Below are 16,403 nucleotides of genomic sequence, written 5' to 3' on the forward strand. Positions count from 1 at the left end.
CTTCATCTCCATAACCTCTAATTAACTTCAGTGAAGAAGGTATAGACGTTCGCCTGTACCCGTCTGAGTTAGTTTATTCGTAAATTTAGACATAGCCGCATATTCGTATAAGTACGGAGTACTATCCGCGGGATGCTAAAAACCTGACCCATCCCCGCCCCGCATTTTGTTGCGCCCACTGCAAATGATTGTTATCCGTATAAAGCCGATACGGACACTCTATATAAAGAATGAGATCCAAATACAAATCATAGAGCGCTTACAATTTCGTTAACGGCTTTAAACGAATACGAGAATAGATTAACATATTTTGTATGAAGCGGAGTGTTTTTTTTGGGTGGGGGCTTTGTTTGAAAGGCTTATTCTATAGGCATGGCTGCCTTTTCAAAATTATTTTGAACCACTTCTATAAATGACACAGCGATCCATCCGACGGCAGCTTCACTGAACTCTCGTTCCCGTTAACGAGCATGCTATTGTTTCAGTCGTTAGCAATGTATACAACTGTCCCGTTGTTAAACTCCCTATGCTACTCGTTCGGTTGCCATACTTTTAGCTTATTACCGTCGAGGTCATAGAAATCGAATTCTCGGAACCAGTTTTGCTCAGACAGTTCGCCAACACGAATGCCTTTCGAGCGTGCATAGTCGTACAGTCCGGCAATGTCTGAAGTTCGAAAACACACAACTGGCATTTCATAGCTTTCGCCGTTTTCCAACCACTGGTTTGTCCGAAAAGTTAGAACCTGTTGATCTAACCGCTCACGTAGGAAAACCTCCTGCCTACCCGCAAGCAAATAATCTTCGCCATGCTCTAATCCAAAATGCTCAATATACCATGCCTCGGATTGCTTCCTGTTAGAAACCGGGATATAAACACCATCTATTCCAGTCAAAACCGTTTTCCTTTTCATTTGTTCCACCAAGAATTCCCCTCCCACAATAGGCAGTCGATCGGTCGACTACCTTTACTGCTATTGAGCTCTCGTTCCCGATAGCTCAACGTTTACTATCATGGTTCTGATCATAGGCAGCGATCATTTGTTCCACTGGAACCCCGTTAATCATTAGCCCGTCGATTAAACATTCTTCGATGCGTACCCCCGATAAATTGCTTCTCGTAATTACGCTGTTATGAAAATCAACATCCTCTATTTGTACGGGCTCATAATTCTCAGGCTGTAGCAACCAACTATCTTTAAGCGTGGAACCTTTGATCCGCAACCCTGATAGATTGCAATTTGTCAGTTCAACATTGGCCAGGTCGCACCTATCAATTGAGCTTCCCTTGAAATCATTCTCTGCGAATCGAATCGGCTTTGTGTGCCCGCCCAGATCATGAATAACAGCGCCATTCATTTGACTAAATCCGAGCGACAACCCATCAAGATCAAGATGCCTTAAAGACAGATTCGCCATGCCGCCATGGTGAATTCGCATTCCGTTTAGTCGGCTATCAAATATTTCGGCGCCATCCATAACGACATCGCGCATGATGATGCCCCGGAGATTGGAACATTCGATCTTCACTTCAGCAAAATCCATCCTTGTCATTGTCTTGCTGTCTTGCGAGTCGGAGCCAGCACCCCCGAAAAATAAAGAATCAATTGTACAATGGAACAGCATGGCAATCTTTGGCAATAAGGTGATGTCTGGAGTTGCTAATCCGGTCTCCCATTTAGATACAGCTTGGCCGGTCACACCTAGAAGATCTCCTAACTCATGCTGGGTCATATTTCGTTCCGACCGAAGTAACTTTATTCTTTCATGAAACTTAATCTCTTCTACCAAGGGGATAGCCACCGCCTCTATACGTGATGAAAATATCATTACATACGGTCCTCAATTGACGCAATGTAAGCAAAGTTGATAGGCATTCAACCGTTAGTTGTAGCAATACACTCCTTGCGATTGGCTTCTGAGGTTTGGTTATTAGCCAACAGTAAAGAATCCTACCTTATAGTTGAACAGACTGACGGTTTCATCGACAGTCGTCATGAAGCTATCGTGTCCCGTTAGCATACTAAAAGGTAGATTGAATTTATTTTTCAAAAAAAATCATATGTGATTTTTCATCTCTGTAATATAACAGTCTATCCTGTAATGACCCAGTATGGAATTCAAATTTATGCCCATCAGGATCAGTAAAATATACGGACCTTTTATCCCTTTCATCTCGTTTACGACCTGGGAGGATATTTACACCCAAATCTTCAAGTTTCTTTACCAAAACATCAAAATCTTCGCTTTCCACCGTAAAAGCTAGATGTGTGTACCTATCCGAACGAGAAGATATATAGTGAATACGCCGAAGAAGATCGTCATTTCTTCCTGCTAGCCAGGAGACTTTTCCCAGATAATTTCGGCATGGCTATCTGTGGCGGCAAGCGATTCCTCATCGATGGCCAGCAAGGGCGATTGAACTTCTTGCTCGACCATCTTGACCGTATACCCGTCAAGTTCTAAGAACCAGCAAATGACGACCGTTATACGTAATAGGCGATAAATGTGCTATCGTACCCGTTTACTTTAATAGAGTAAATGGAGCCGCGTAACGCAGCCCCATTCTAACGTATCCTGTTAATTTAAGAAAAGAAAGAACCTTCGGGATATTTACGAATTTATTGTGGCGGTTGAAAAACGTCAAACATATTTCCAAAAGGATCGTAAAACGTAAAGAAGCTTCCATGTCCTTCAACAACGATAGGACTTACTTTCGTATCGAGTTGTGATAGAAAATTATGAAATCCTTGAATGTCCTTAACACGAAATCCGATTGTGTAATGATCTTGACCATTTACCTTGAATGTGGCTGCAGTATCATCATTTGTCTTGACTAAAAATAAACTAGGACCCATAGAAAAATCTACAAAAGCAAGCTCATCGTTAAGTAGTCCTAGTTTTGCACCCAGTTTTCCACAATACCAATCAACCGCCTTTTCCAAATCGAAAACAGGGATCTCTGTGTATTGAATGCCTTCAATGTATACGTTATTAGCAGTCTGCAGATGTTGATTGTTCATACTCTGCATAGTTAGAGCCTCCTTTCATTCAAAGTTTTCACCATATTATTCCACAAACAATATCATTATCCGGCTTGACCAAAGAAATAAAAGAAACCGATTAATGCGATGGATAATATTATCCAACCTACCGCGACCAACAAGGTGGGGTGTTCATGATATGCCGCAAGTTGATGGGGTATATTAAGTATAGTACCTGTTAGTTCAGCTGTGCTACATTTGTATTGCCATTAATCGGTTGCCGTCAGGATCTTCAAAAATGACGATATTGTTTTCTAATATCTCGTTATGAATCACAATCTCGGATTCCTTCAGAAACTGGAGTGTCTGTCGAATATCATCTGTCTTAAAAAACATCAGCGGCTGGGGAGCTGGTGCCGCACCATTATTGGAATCCAGCAGAATCTCGGTTCCTTCGAAATCCAGTGTATAAACCGTAGAAAGCCGCCCCTCCATGTAATCCTCGTTGTATGGCAGATCAAACACACGGCTATACCATTCAACTGCCCGTTTCATATCTGCAAGCGGCACGTTGAGAAGGAAAATGCTTCGCCAACCGAACAGTTTTTTATCGGACAATCTCATCATTATACTGTCTGATCCATGTGTCGAAATGCCGCTTTCCCTCCCGTAACCGTATGACACGTGCGCCGCGCTTCAGCTTCCCGTAACAGTTAAACCCCGATACACGTCCGAAACAGAGGTGAATGCCATGCAGCGTGCCGCAATAATCGTTATCGTGGTCGTGGCCGGCAAATACGCCCATGACATCGCCCATTTCAACCATCGCCGCGAACATTCCGGAATTGATTTTAGCGCATTCGACGTTTTCGAATTTTTGACCTTTCACGGTTCCCTTAAGCCATACCTCTTCGTACTCCGGTAGAGGGATGTGTATAAAGCATAGAGCGGGAAGCGGACCGCCGCTGCGTTCGCTGAGCCGGCGGGACTGTCCGGTGTACCAGCTTATTTGATCCGGGTGGATCCACTCATAACCTCCGACGGCCTCCGGCGCCATCATCCCTGAATCAAGGAAATAGAATGCCGCGGCTTCTTCCGCTCCTGAAGTTCCCTTCATTGTCAGCATATAATTGCCGACACCGCTCAGTTCATCCGGTCCCGCCTGCGACAAACAGGTTGCGCTCTCTTGCTGAATCGCGAGCAGCTCCTCCTTGCTCACATCCCCTTCCGCATCGTGATTGCCGAATACCGCCGCCCAAGGAATACCGGACGCCGCCACCGGCGCGATCGCTCTGCGGAAGGATGCGGCCGGATCCTTGACGCCGTTACTCCAAATCATGTCGCCCGTCAGAACGATAAGATCCGGTCGCTCGGTTTCGATCACCTTTACAACCAATTCGCCCGTTTTTGCATCCCATTCTTTTTCCTCGTCTTTGCCGTCGCCGATATGCATATCCGTAAACTGAACGATCGTAAACGTTCCGTCGCTGCGAAATTTCAAATCCATTATTTCCATCCCCCCAATTGCTCACCATACGCTTGCGTATAATCGTGTACGAGCCGCTTCGCAAGGGAATAGGAGCCGACGAGCGGGTGAACCATCAACGCTTCAACCGCCAATTCCCTGGATTTATGCCGCACCGCTTCCACGGTCAAACGCTCGAACCGCTTTACGCTCTTCATGAGCAGATACATATTCTCGGGCACCTTGCCGATCTTCACCGGCTCTGCGCCTTGTTCCGTAATGATGCAGGAAACTTCCACTACGTCTTCATCCTCGAATCCGGCAATACTGCCCGCATTCGGCACGGAGAGCACGATGTTGTTCTGTTCTCCGGTTCGGAGCGATTCGACGAAATCAAGCATGACGCCGGCATAACCCAGCGATTCCGGCAGTTGAAGCTCTTCAGCCGGCGGCAGCGGATTCAATGCGGAGTCCGTTTCAATGGCCATATAAGACGCTTCCCGTTTCTGGGTGTAGTAAAGGTAGGTTTGAATGGCCTTATTCGGGTTGACGTCGATATCAATTTCTCTCAGCGCCGCAAGCATATCCTTGTTGTTTTGCGCGATCATTTGTCCCCGGGTCATGCCGGCTTTGATGATGTTGTCGAACGCTAATTCGCGATGGTAGTAGTAATAGAGGTATTCGTTAGGGAGATAAGGAAGGGTCCGCAGCAGGCCGCTGTCGAACATCTTAAATTCGCCGATCCGGGAGATGATCGAATCGTCGTTTTTCAATTTTTCCAATATATTTTCGCCTTTGTAAACGACCTTGCTCATCCAGGAAAGATGGTTCAGCCCGAAAAATTCGACGTAGAGCTCCTTCGGATCAGCGCCCAGCGTCTCCGCCATGCGCAGTTTCGTATGGCTTGGCGTGTCGCAAATGCCGATCACGCGGTCATATCCCGCGCTTCGCAACGCCTGCGTGACGAGCCCCGACGGGTTTGAGAAGTTAAAAATCCAGGCTTGCGGAGCAAGCTCTTTGGCCAACTCGCAATAATGCATCAACACGGGGATCGTGCGGATCGCCATGGAGAAGCCTGCAGGACCGGTTGTTTCCTGGCCGATCACGCCGCAGTTTAACGCAATCTGTTCATCGGTGCAGCGGGAAGCTTCTTTGCCGACGCGAATCGTGGTGACGATATAGTCCGCATCATTCAGCGCCTCGCGGCTGTCCGTAGTCATCTCAAGCTGCAGATCGATTCCGCTTCGTTCAATCACTAACCGGCACAACTTTCCGATGATAAGCAGCTGTTCTTCATCCGTATCATGAAGCACCAATTTACTAATGCCCGATTTCTCCGCCTTGAGCGTCAAGCTTTTTGTAAAAAGAACGGCTCTTACGCCGCCGCCGCCGATCAATGTTAATTTTTTCATCGACTCACCTCTCAATGTCCCGATCCGGCATGTTCGGCAATCATACGCTCGATCGTTTCGCGATCGGCCGCTCCGGTGCTTCCGCCATATGCGCCTACGGATAACGCGCCGCAAGCATTGCCGTATTCAAGGCATTTCTTCGGTTCTTCACCTGTCAGATACCCATATATATAGCCGGCGTTAAAGGAATCCCCCGCCCCGGTCGTGTTCACCGATTTCACTCTAAACCCCGGATGATAGGTCGTCTTGCCGTTTACAACCGCCGTAGCTCCCTTGGAACCAAGCTTCACGACAACATGACCGGCATATTTCGAAAGCAGCCGGATGGCTTCTTCGACGTTTTCGCAGCCGGTATAGTGCAGCGCTTCCGTTTCATTCATGAAAAATACATCGATCTGGCCCGCCAGCTCCAGAATGCCTGAATACCATTCACCGGTATTGTCCCAGCCCGTATCGAAGGAGATCGATAAACCATACTCCTTCAGTTCTTTTACCGTTTCCGCAAATTCCGCATGGTTCGCACTCCCTTTATAACCCGTCAAGTGGACATGCCGCCCTTCGGTAACGCTTTTCATGTTGATCCGCCGCAAGCTTAACTCTGCATTCGAACCCGCATAGGTGATAAACGAACGGTCTTTTTCCGGATGAAGCGCGATCGTAATGCCCGTGCGGTTCTTATCGCTGAATATCATAGATCTGGTATCAATCCCGGATTGTTCGAATTGATCCAACAAATATTGCCCGTAGTAATCTTTGCCCAATATGCCGTGAAAAGCCAGCTTCATTCCGAGTTTGGCGAGTGCCAGGCTGAACAATGCCGCTCCTCCGCCGACTTGCGTCAGCATATTTTCAACGAATACTTCCTGCCCGGGAAGCGGCGGTTCGCCGTATCCTGCAACGATCAAATCGATATTCACGTCCCCAATGACAACAGCATCGAATTTTTTCAAACAATCGCCTCCTCCCTCCACGAACAATGGCTCATATTCAAATGCAATCAATCTTTCGTTATCGACTTACAGCTGTCCCGGACGACCATCCGGTGATCCATAATGATGTCTCCGTTCGGCTGATAAGTCCCGTCAATCAGTTTTAACATGGTATCGACGGTCAGCTTACCCATTTCATGGATCGGTTGTTCCATTGAAGTTAATCGGGGTCGAACCAGTTCCGTCAATTGGCTCCCGTCAAATCCGATCACCGACATATCGTCCGGAACTTTCAGGCCGCGGTCGTAAAGACAGTTCATCGCGCCAAGCGCCATGTCGTCGCTTACGGCAAACAACGCCGTCGGAGGTTCGCCGCCAAGCAGCATTTCGTTCATCAGTTCGTATCCGCTGCCCACCTTGTAATCGCCGAAACGGATTAATTCGTAGAGCAGTTTAACGCCATAATCCGAAAGCGCATTCCGATAGCCGCTGTACCGGTTTTGTCCCGAAGTGATGTCACTCATGTCGCCGCCGATAAAACCGATTCTCTCGTGTCCCAATTCAATCAAATAGGCCGTCGCATCGTACGCCGCTTTATAATCGTCAATAATGACGGAGATGAAATTCTGATCGGCCGGCTTAACGCTGGAGAAAATGACCGGCAGCTGCAGACTGTTGATGAATGTTCGGATTTCCGGGTTAATTTTCTCATGCATGATAATGATGCCTTCCACCCGCATCTCTTTAAATACATTTAAATATTTGAACTCTTTATCGATATTTTCGATGATATTGCACACCAGAAGGCTGTAACCGTTTGAACTTGCCGTTTCCTCGATGCTGCTCAGAATGGTCGAGTAAAAGCTCGATGTCAGATCCGGTACGATGACGCCGATGAGATTCGTTTTTTTACGCACCAAACTTCGCGCAATTTGGCTGGGCGCGTATCCCAAGTCTTTGATCGCCCGATTCACTCGTTCCTTCAGATCGTCTTTGACGTATTTCTCGCCGTTCAGCACCCTTGAAACCGTCGTGACGGAAACGCCCGCCCTCTTGGCAACGTCTTTAATCTTTGCCGCCATGTGTATCACCTGACCTTAATCTCTTCATATTCCGGATTGCCGTCTTGTCGTGATCGGATATTCCCAGAAAATCGTAATTTTTCTGCCGTTATTCCTTCAACGAACCGATCATAACCCCTTTTGCGAAATATTTCTGAATAAAGGGATAAATAAGAATAATCGGGGTGACTACGATAATGATGGTGGCCATCTTCAAGGAGTTCCCGGTCACCTGAATTTTATCGAGCATATCGTATCTCGTTCCCGCTGCTTGAGCTAACGTGTCCCTTAGCGCTTCCGCCCTTAGAAGCATTTCTTGCAAAAGAGTGGACAGCGGCCGCAAATTCGCCGAACGAACGAAGAACGCTCCCGTGAACCAGTCGTTCCAATGCCCGACGGCGTTAAACAACGCGATTACCGCGACTACCGGTCTGCTGAGCGGCATAATGATGCGCATAAAGATCGAAAAGTCGTTGTAACCGTCGATCCGTGCCGACTCTTCCAGGCTGGGATGGATTTGTTGGAAAAACGTCCGCATAATGATCAGATTCCATGCGCTGTATAAGCCGGGGATGACATAAACCCAAATCGTATTGGTCAAAGAGAGCGACTTAAGCAGCATGTAATAAGGAATGATGCCCCCGCTGAACAGCATGGTAAAGAAGATAAAGAGCGTAAACATTTTAACTCCAGGCATCGTTTTGCTCTTTAAAGCGAATGCCGCCATCGCCGTCAGAAATACGCTCGAAATCGTGCCGACGACCGTGCGGAACAGTGAAATGCCGAACGCGGTGGCAATATTTGCAGACATGAACACTTCTTTGTAATTCTCGAGAGACCAAACTCTGGGCCAAAAGTATACCCCGCCCCGTTCGGCGTCTTTGCCCGCATTGAAGGAAAGAGCTAATATGTTTATAAAAGGAAGAATAATGGACAAGCATAATGCGATAATCAACAGGTAATTGATGACCTTGAATATTTTCTCTCCCGTCGTCAGCTTGTAAAATTCATTTCCCACCTGTTCTCACTCTCCCGCTTCGAATGAGAGGCCGGTTTTACCCGCTATGAGATAAAACCGACCACACCTACAAATGCCCTTCCATACCGATCCTTAATACTTCAATTTCGTTTTCTCGTCGGCGTTCTTTTGTTCCAGAAGCAGAAGGTATTCGTCCAAACCCGCGGCTTGCAATTGTTTCAAAGCGGAGTCCAGGATTTTCTGCGCTTCGCCCAGGTTCTTGCTATAATAGGCGCGAATCATGCTGTCGTCGTAATTATCAAACGCAGTCTTGAGATCCGTACCTTTGTCAAACTCCCCAAGGAAAGACAGCGGCGGGTATCCGTCGACGATTTTCGCATCTTTGCGTTTTTCGTCCCAGCCCCAGTATTCGATGATGGTATTTGCTCCTGCCGCCGCGTCCGGGTGAACAGAATCTCCGTATTCCATTTCGCCGAAATCGGCTTTGCGGTCGATATCGGTCCCGCCGAGCAGCTCGCCAAAGTAATTGCCCACGCCGGCAAAACCGAGTTTTTTCGCTTCATTCGGATCATTCGCTTTCAGGTCCAGAACCTCCTGCTTCGCTTTCGGGTTGCCGCTGTCATCCAGCGTATAGTCTCTTCCTTCGATACCGTACTGCCAGAGCATTTTGCCCTCGCGGCTTGCCATGAAGTCGGCGAACTTGACGATATCCTCCGGATTTTTCGTCGTAGACGGAATCGCCCAGCCGGAATAACCGGATTTGAAATCAACCTGCATTTGGTAAGGGCTGTCGGCCTTATCAAGCGGACCAATCGGGAGATAATGCGCGTCGTTGTTAAATTCCTGATAATTATGCATATCGGCAATGATCGCGGAATTTCCGTTCAACGCGGCTTCCGTTGCACGGCTCTCGTCTATGGTGAAGAACTCGGGGTGAATCCGTTTTTCTTTCAGCAGCTTCTGGACAAATTCAATCCGTTTCATCGGGAATTCGGTCTGGGATTCATGCAGCCATTTACCGTCTTTGTCCGGTTTGATACGCTGATCTACCGCTCCCCACCACAAATCCGGATAGAGCACGTCGACTTCTTTACCGCCCCAATAGGCCGGACCGATCGGGTAAACGTTGTTTCCGTTATTGTCTTTAAAGCCGCCTTCCTGGACCTGTTTCGCAAGTTCGTACAGTTGTTCGCTTGTCTTGATCTTGCGCGGGTCGACTTCCAGCGCATCCGCAATGTCTCTTCGGATATACGGACCACCTACATACTTCCGGTTTATCGCTCCTCCTTCTCTCGCAATGTTCATATGAATAAAGTAGGTGGAGCCGCCAAATTCCGGGCGGAACATGACACCGTATTTCGTATCTAAAGGAAGATAATCATCCTGCAAATATTTGCTATACACTTGGGTCTCTTTGATCAGCGGCGTCAAATCCGTGAACATGCCTTCGCGGGCCGCTTTCAAGATGACCGGCATTTCCGGGCGTCCGCTATTGTTCAGATAGAAAGCGATGAAATCGGGCAAATCGCCTGCGGCAAGACCTGCAACCAGGCCTTCGATCGAATGTTCCGCTTTCATGATCTCCATTTCGAACTCGATTCCCGTCATTTCCTTGATTTTTTGCTTGATCTCGGGGTTCATGTCTTCCGTGTAATCGTCGGTACCCATAAAAACGAGCCCTTTGATTTTTCGGTCGGCAATCCATGTCGCCGGTTTACCTTCCGATTCGCCGGTACCGTTTTCGGATTGGTTACCTGCTTCCGGATCGTTGACGGTTTTACATGCGGTAAGAAGTAAAACAAAGATAAGGAAAACCGACAGTAATCTTGCCCATTGCTTACCTATTCCCATTTCGCACTCCCCTTTGCCAACTTTTTATGAATAACGCCTGCTCAGCGTTTTCACCAAAGCCTCACTTATCAATATGGAATCGTTACCAGACCGAGGTGTCCGTAAGACGTCGGGAGACCCGATTGGCGATTACGACCAGGATGAAACCGATAAGCCCTTGCATGAAGCCAACCGCTGTCGCATAACCGTATTGTCCGCCCTGCAGGCCCACCCTGATAATATAGGTGTCCAATATATCCGATAAATGCATGTTTCCCGGCGTTCTTAGCAAGTAGAGCTGGTCGAAGCCCGCTGATAAAATGTTTCCCAGCGACAAAATGAACAATATCATGATCGTCGGCATGATGGACGGGAGCGTAATATGCCGGATTTCCTTCCATTTCGTGGCTCCATCCATTTTGGCAGCCTCGTACATGTCGGGATTTACCCCGGAAATAGCCGCCAGATAGATGATCGAGTCCCAACCGATCGATTTCCACATATGGCTGCCGAACATGATCTGATAGAAATAATCGGGCTCCATCAAATAGTAAATGCTTCCGTCCCCCCCGAAATGAGCGACAGCCTCGTTGAGCAGCCCGGTATCCGGCGCCAGCACCCTTTGTACTAAGCCGACAACGACGACCCATGACAGAAAATGCGGCAAATAGGAGACGCTTTGTGCGAAGTTTTTGAACCATCGACTGCGAAGTTCATTAAACATCAGTGCGAGAATGATCGGTAATGGTAAGTACAGGAACAATTTCATACCGCTGATAATCAATGTGTTTGTGATTAAATTCAAACTTTGATAATCGTTAAAGAACCTTGCGAAGTAATCAAACCCGATCCATGGGCTTCCAAGAATTCCTTTGTTGAATTTGTAATCCTTAAAGGCCAGCATCAATCCGCCCATCGGAATATAGGAGAAAATGACAAAGGAAGTGATGCAGGGCAAAAGCATCAGGTACAGATATCGATGCAGTAAAATTCGTTTCCACAGCTTTCCGGTTCGCACGATTACGGATCACCTTCTTTTAATGGAATACAGGACATCGATCCATTTTCTTCCCCTTTTCTTTTAATAATATGGTAACGATACCAGAAAGTCTATATAAATAAATTAAATATTCAGTAAATTTAAGAGCGTATCCTTTTCAAATGAAGTTTGCCTTACGAAATAGCCCTGAAATAGGCGACTAAAGGAGGGTTTATTTTCACCATGGCTTTATCTGGAACAAAGAGGGATCCTGGGTCGCGGGATCGGCTGTGGTTTGAATGCAAGCAATAGATTTGTTCTGGAAAGATTGGCATATTATTTCAAGACATGAATGTACGTCCATATAGCTGAGAAGGTATTCCATACCTTTCGTCGAAAAAAACATATAGACGATTCGCTATCCTTCTGACAGGGGGACTATATAATGAGGCAAAACGAAATTGCTCCTAAGAAAGCCCCACACTCTGCAGGCGACGCTTTTATCGGACCGGCTGTATCGAGGTCCGGGCAGTTCGGCGCTCCGGCCTTATCTCCGGTTACGGCCGACATCCGCCAGTTGCAGCAGGCACTTGGCAATCGCGGAATGAACCAATGGCTGAAATCCAGAGCCGCTTCCTCCACCGCAGATCCTCGGTCGACGATTCAAGGTAAGTTTACGATGAATGGCCAGCAGATTACTCGCGATTCCTTGGTAGACAGGGTCGAAACTGCACTGCGGGACCAAAATATTTCGGACAGTGCCAACGACGAATTCCGGCGGCTAATCGATAGCGTCGAGCCTGTCGATTTGGACGAATGGCTTCAGCGACACGGCTTCTCTCAAACAGCGGTTCAACTCGGAGCTGTACCGGAGCAGGCGGACAGCCGCCTCGCGGCATTGGGCGGCTTTGGACTAAGTGACAATAACGGCTTCACGGATCCTAACCGGAAACGGAAGCAGGAAGAGAGGGACTCCAGTGCTCCACCGCTTAACGCACCGGTGACGAACGCAAGCACTGAACCGAATTTCCTGGGGGAGGAACCCTCTACTAACAAGAAGGGTGGTACCCGGATGAGCCGGACCGGAAGCCTCGTCCGCAGCGACAGCCAGGAGTCACTGTATCCGATACCGGCCACAAGCGTTCATCGGGATCTCCGCACAGACAATCTGACCAACCATGCCGCCGCGAAGAAAGAACTCGGCAATGATAAAGTAAACGTGTTTAAGATCGCAGTCACGATGACGATCCGGGGTGTCAATGGACAACCGACAACGTACCATGAGATCATCCCTGAGCATTGGAACAGCGGCTTGACCCAAGTTAGCGACAAACGCGATACCTCGAAGGAACTGACGACATACTTTTCCGATAAGACGGAAGTTGAAAACCTGAATGCTAAACCGCCGCCGAACGCCTTCGATTCCGAAAACACGGCCAAAGCTAATCATTCGGCCATGTGGGCGCACAGTGAGACGAACGCGGCCGCTGACCCTCAGCTTGCCAAATCGATGGAGACCGCTGTCGATAAGATACTTGCCAAGGGCACCGCTGGTGACGCCGTTCTATCGGCTACCTTCGACGGGGACTCGGCCCCAAACAGCGTCTGTACCAACGCTTGCCGCCCGGCCATTGAAAACATGCGCCAAAGGCTCGACGGCATCGTTCGTGCCAAGGTCAAAGCGCCGATCCGCCTATCCGGCAACTTCCAGACGGATGCCCGCGTCAGCTCGGTGAAGCTATTCCAGGGAAAGCAGAACCCGGATCTGAAGGAAGAGCAGAGGCAGACTAATAATCTTGATATGCCGCCGCTGTTAGGAGGAGCGGTAACCGTGGAAATGCTCCCCGACCAGCGCAGCAGTATGAAGGGGCGGCATGCCTTTGAGACTAGACGAGATCCTAAGGATGCGAAATACGCCATGACCGCCGCGGATGCCCCGAACAAAACGACGGAGCTGACCCAATGGGTCCAGAGCAATCGGAAGGATGCGCTTGTAGGGAAGCTGACCGATATCAGCGATCAGAACCAGGCGCAAGCCGCTATCGAGGCGCTCGATCTGGAAAACGATATCCCGGATTCGCTTTGGAAGACGGCCGGGGAGCCTACGAAGCAGACGGAAAACTTCAAGCGGGCCTTGTTGTATGTGCTGTGGAAGCTTCTGCAGAAGGACTCATGTATCTCTCCGCCGGATAAGAAGCTTCATAAAGACCCGCCGTCCCCTGGATTAGGAGGACCGGATACGGGCCGTACGGCTATGGTGCATTGATCACGACGAGCGACATGCGTTTGCTGCGCGATGTCGATCCCAACGACTAGATGTTGAGCGGTAATTTTTTCAATGAGTTGATTTTGTCTCGGTTGCGATTTAAACTTTATAGTAGAGCGTCCTCCTGAATGATGGAATTTTAAGGGCTATGACCCGTTGCGTACTTCCATCGTACCGAGGCGCTCGTTTTAATTTAACGCTTTACAGGAATGCTATCGTTCCGGAATTCGAGGATTTGTAAGTAAATGAATAAGCAATAATACTACTGATTGAATTATCCAAAAGAAAAACCATTCGGGTTGCCAGTTCCACAAATAATGCTGAATGAAAAACCGAAGTAATAAATAATAAGTCAGGCCTGTAACCAACCAGCTCAATAAAAATGTTTTCCAGAATCCCATTTTTAAAAAAATAAGGAATGAACTTAATATTAAAGGGGCCACTGGACCGATTATTGTATGAGCGGCTGCACCATTAAAGCTATCATTATTTGTTTCAATAGCTAAACCGAAAATAATTAACAGAAATAATATGAGCAGGATAAAGATTAGCTTTAAATTCTGTTTCAAAATGGTTCACCTCCTTTAGGATTAGACTCCGCAGCATGGGGAAAGTTCCTTGCAGATCAAAAGAAGAGCTGCCACAAGGCAGCTCCTCCACTATCGTACCCGTTAGCGTAATGGACTTCCGTTTAATATCATAAATTCAAAGCATCCAAATGGGAGGGTGCAACATACCTCCATTCCCCTCCGAGTGAGAAATCACAAACTAACAACTTCGTATATGTGGTCATCAGTAATAACCAATTGGTTATCGGTCGCACAAAATAAGTACAGACATAACAATGGTTTTACTTTCGAAAGATGTTAATTTAATAGTTTACCTTGATTTCCTTCTTCAAAGTAGATTTGGCCTTGTTCCACAATAACAGTTATTTTGCTGTTGCCTTCATCGTCCAACCAATATTCTTTAATTGTAACTCCACTTCCGCCTACAAAATCAGGGACTCCATGCGTCTTTTCAATTTCAGTGATTGCTTCTTTGAAATCATGGTTAGTAACAATAGTTTTTACTTCCGGTAAAGAAATTCTTGTTGCATCAGCAGGAAGTTCCCCCATGATTTCTTGCAGCTTTCTTTTAAATAGGCCAATATGCGACTCGCCTTTTTTCTGCCATTTCAAGTACTCATCTTTTTTCTCGGCAGGCAAGTTATCGAATTTGGTTTGGAAGTCTGCAATATTAACGATTGATCCATCCTCGATATTTATCGCTAGTCCAGATGGTAATCTATCAGATGGTGCTTCATCAGGGCTTACATACACTTTTCCGTGTTTCGGATATTCTTCCTTCAATAACTTCTCCAGCTGTACTTTCTCTTCCTTAATGAGAGCTGCGGTTTTATTTGCATTCAGTATATTTTCATCGCTTTCTGAGGCAAAAGCTACGATAACTGAAGTTGAGACAGTGAATAACACTATGGCTGAAACAGTTAATGTTAACTTGGATTTGACAAATTTCAATGTAATCCCTCCTTATTTTACTTACAAGGTGTACATGTTAAGTTAGCAAAGCAATTATTGCATTTGACTGGTTAAAGTGTAGGATGCACATTTTTCTGCGACATATCTTCTCTCCTTCATTCTCCTCGAAATTGGTCATCAGAATTTTAGACGCTCTAATAGTCATTATGTTGCGTTAACCTGCCAGTTACTTCAATAAACCAAAAGAGGAGCTGCCACGAAGCAGTTCCTCCACTATCGTACCCGTTAGCGTAATGATGATTCGCGCAATGGTCCCTACCGGACGATCCGCTGACAATGCAAGCCAGGACGATTGGGCTGCTCACCATCAGGGCTTGCAATGTCGTCGGAGTAGGCGGGTCGGATGCGAGTCAAACCCACTTGACCCGGGCTCGGCGGATGTTTATCGTCCAAACGCCCACGCCACCATCAGCGGGAACTCTTCTCGCCACATCACATCGTCGTGCGACGCGACCCGCTCTCTCATTTCAACGTCCGCACCTGCATCTCGCAGCGCAGCCGCCCACCGGGTCGCGTTCTCGAGGAAGAACGGCTCCAGTGTGCCGGCTACGAGGTAGGTGCGCGGTAGCGGGCTTGGCATCACGGCAGGCGGTCGGTAGCCCCCGCCTGGCGACGCGGATAAGACCGTACCGTAGATGTCCGGATGCCGAAGCCCTATGGCGAGTGAGAGCTCTCCACTCGCCGACACGCCGCACACCGCGGTGCGTTTGGCGGGCAGCGTGACGCTGAAGCGCGATCGCACCCATCGGCGGACGTCTTCGACGAAGAACCTCTCGTGTGCCGCGAACCGTTCCTGGTCGAACGGCGGTGAGTACTCATGGATGCGCACCATCTCATCCTCATCTGACGTCCGGTAGGCACCGACGATCATCGTGGGCGGTACGTCGGCGGCCTCGAGGTACCCGCCCCACTGCGAGATCAGCTGACCGTCACCGGCGAACACGACTGCCTGGGGTGG

The 16,403-nt window shown here is 48.0% G+C and carries 15 protein-coding genes and 1 pseudogene; 1 reads left to right on the forward strand and 15 read right to left on the reverse strand.

The window, feature by feature from the left end:
* Positions 1-529 precede the first annotated feature (529 nt).
* The 12 genes and pseudogenes from H581_RS0103970 to H581_RS0104025 form a co-directional block, all read right to left on the reverse strand.
* The gene (locus H581_RS0103970; protein ID WP_342663389.1) at positions 530-922 is read right to left on the reverse strand and encodes a VOC family protein; all 393 of its coding nucleotides are present in this window, start codon (positions 920-922) and stop codon (positions 530-532) included.
* A gap of 76 nt (positions 923-998) precedes the next feature.
* The gene (locus H581_RS36235) at positions 999-1,790 is read right to left on the reverse strand and encodes a helix-turn-helix domain-containing protein (RefSeq protein ID WP_245599900.1); all 792 of its coding nucleotides are present in this window, start codon (positions 1,788-1,790) and stop codon (positions 999-1,001) included.
* A 250-nt stretch (positions 1,791-2,040) separates the two neighbouring features.
* Positions 2,041-2,274, reverse strand: a pseudogene (locus tag H581_RS36900) (VOC family protein); the annotation flags it as partial.
* Positions 2,275-2,620: 346 nt separating this feature from the next.
* The gene (locus tag H581_RS0103985) at positions 2,621-3,031 is read right to left on the reverse strand and encodes a VOC family protein (RefSeq protein WP_051250427.1); all 411 of its coding nucleotides are present in this window, start codon (positions 3,029-3,031) and stop codon (positions 2,621-2,623) included.
* Positions 3,032-3,235: 204 nt separating this feature from the next.
* Positions 3,236-3,610, reverse strand: coding sequence for a VOC family protein (locus H581_RS0103990; protein ID WP_028608896.1), 375 nt, complete (start codon positions 3,608-3,610; stop codon positions 3,236-3,238).
* Positions 3,591-4,490, reverse strand: a complete 900-nt coding sequence (locus H581_RS0103995) for a metallophosphoesterase family protein (protein ID WP_342663386.1) — start codon at positions 4,488-4,490, stop codon at positions 3,591-3,593. The genes H581_RS0103990 and H581_RS0103995 overlap by 20 nt, the downstream gene beginning before the upstream one ends.
* Positions 4,490-5,860, reverse strand: a complete 1,371-nt coding sequence (locus H581_RS0104000) for a family 4 glycosyl hydrolase (protein WP_036717588.1) — start codon at positions 5,858-5,860, stop codon at positions 4,490-4,492. Before H581_RS0104000 ends, H581_RS0103995 begins: the two co-directional genes overlap by 1 nt.
* An 11-nt stretch (positions 5,861-5,871) precedes the next feature.
* The gene (locus H581_RS0104005) at positions 5,872-6,810 is read right to left on the reverse strand and encodes a carbohydrate kinase family protein (protein ID WP_028608899.1); all 939 of its coding nucleotides are present in this window, start codon (positions 6,808-6,810) and stop codon (positions 5,872-5,874) included.
* A gap of 47 nt (positions 6,811-6,857) precedes the next feature.
* Positions 6,858-7,871: a LacI family DNA-binding transcriptional regulator gene (locus tag H581_RS0104010; RefSeq protein WP_028608900.1), complete on the reverse strand. Its 1,014-nt coding sequence runs from the start codon at positions 7,869-7,871 to the stop codon at positions 6,858-6,860.
* 88 nt (positions 7,872-7,959) lie between these two features.
* Entirely contained in the window at positions 7,960-8,868 is a 909-nt protein-coding gene (locus H581_RS0104015) for a carbohydrate ABC transporter permease (RefSeq protein ID WP_245599901.1), read from the reverse strand.
* Between the two features lie 93 nt (positions 8,869-8,961).
* Complete coding sequence (locus H581_RS0104020) at positions 8,962-10,680, reverse strand: extracellular solute-binding protein (protein WP_028608902.1); 1,719 nt, start codon at positions 10,678-10,680, stop codon at positions 8,962-8,964.
* Positions 10,681-10,762: 82 nt separating this feature from the next.
* Positions 10,763-11,623, reverse strand: a complete 861-nt coding sequence (locus tag H581_RS0104025) for an ABC transporter permease (protein ID WP_084134452.1) — start codon at positions 11,621-11,623, stop codon at positions 10,763-10,765.
* A gap of 460 nt (positions 11,624-12,083) precedes the next feature.
* Between H581_RS0104025 and H581_RS0104030 the strand changes: the two genes are divergently transcribed.
* On the forward strand, positions 12,084-13,904 hold the full coding sequence (locus tag H581_RS0104030; protein WP_028608904.1) for a hypothetical protein: 1,821 nt from the start codon (positions 12,084-12,086) through the stop codon (positions 13,902-13,904).
* A 212-nt stretch (positions 13,905-14,116) separates the two neighbouring features.
* On the opposite strand, the gene H581_RS0104035 is transcribed toward H581_RS0104030, so the two are convergent.
* The 3 genes from H581_RS0104035 to H581_RS32950 form a co-directional block, all read right to left on the reverse strand.
* Positions 14,117-14,473 carry a hypothetical protein gene (locus H581_RS0104035; RefSeq protein WP_028608905.1) on the reverse strand — a complete coding sequence of 119 codons (357 nt, stop codon included), beginning with the start codon at positions 14,471-14,473 and terminating at the stop codon, positions 14,117-14,119.
* Between the two features lie 297 nt (positions 14,474-14,770).
* A complete protein-coding gene (locus H581_RS0104040; RefSeq protein ID WP_028608906.1) occupies positions 14,771-15,424 on the reverse strand; it encodes a hypothetical protein in 654 nt (217 codons plus the stop codon).
* Between the two features lie 403 nt (positions 15,425-15,827).
* Positions 15,828-16,403: alpha/beta hydrolase (locus H581_RS32950; RefSeq protein WP_036717668.1), on the reverse strand; the 576-nt coding region annotated here is incomplete at its 5' end.

It is taken from the genome of Paenibacillus harenae DSM 16969, assembly GCF_000422465.1.
Classification (GTDB): domain Bacteria; phylum Bacillota; class Bacilli; order Paenibacillales; family Paenibacillaceae; genus Pristimantibacillus; species Pristimantibacillus harenae.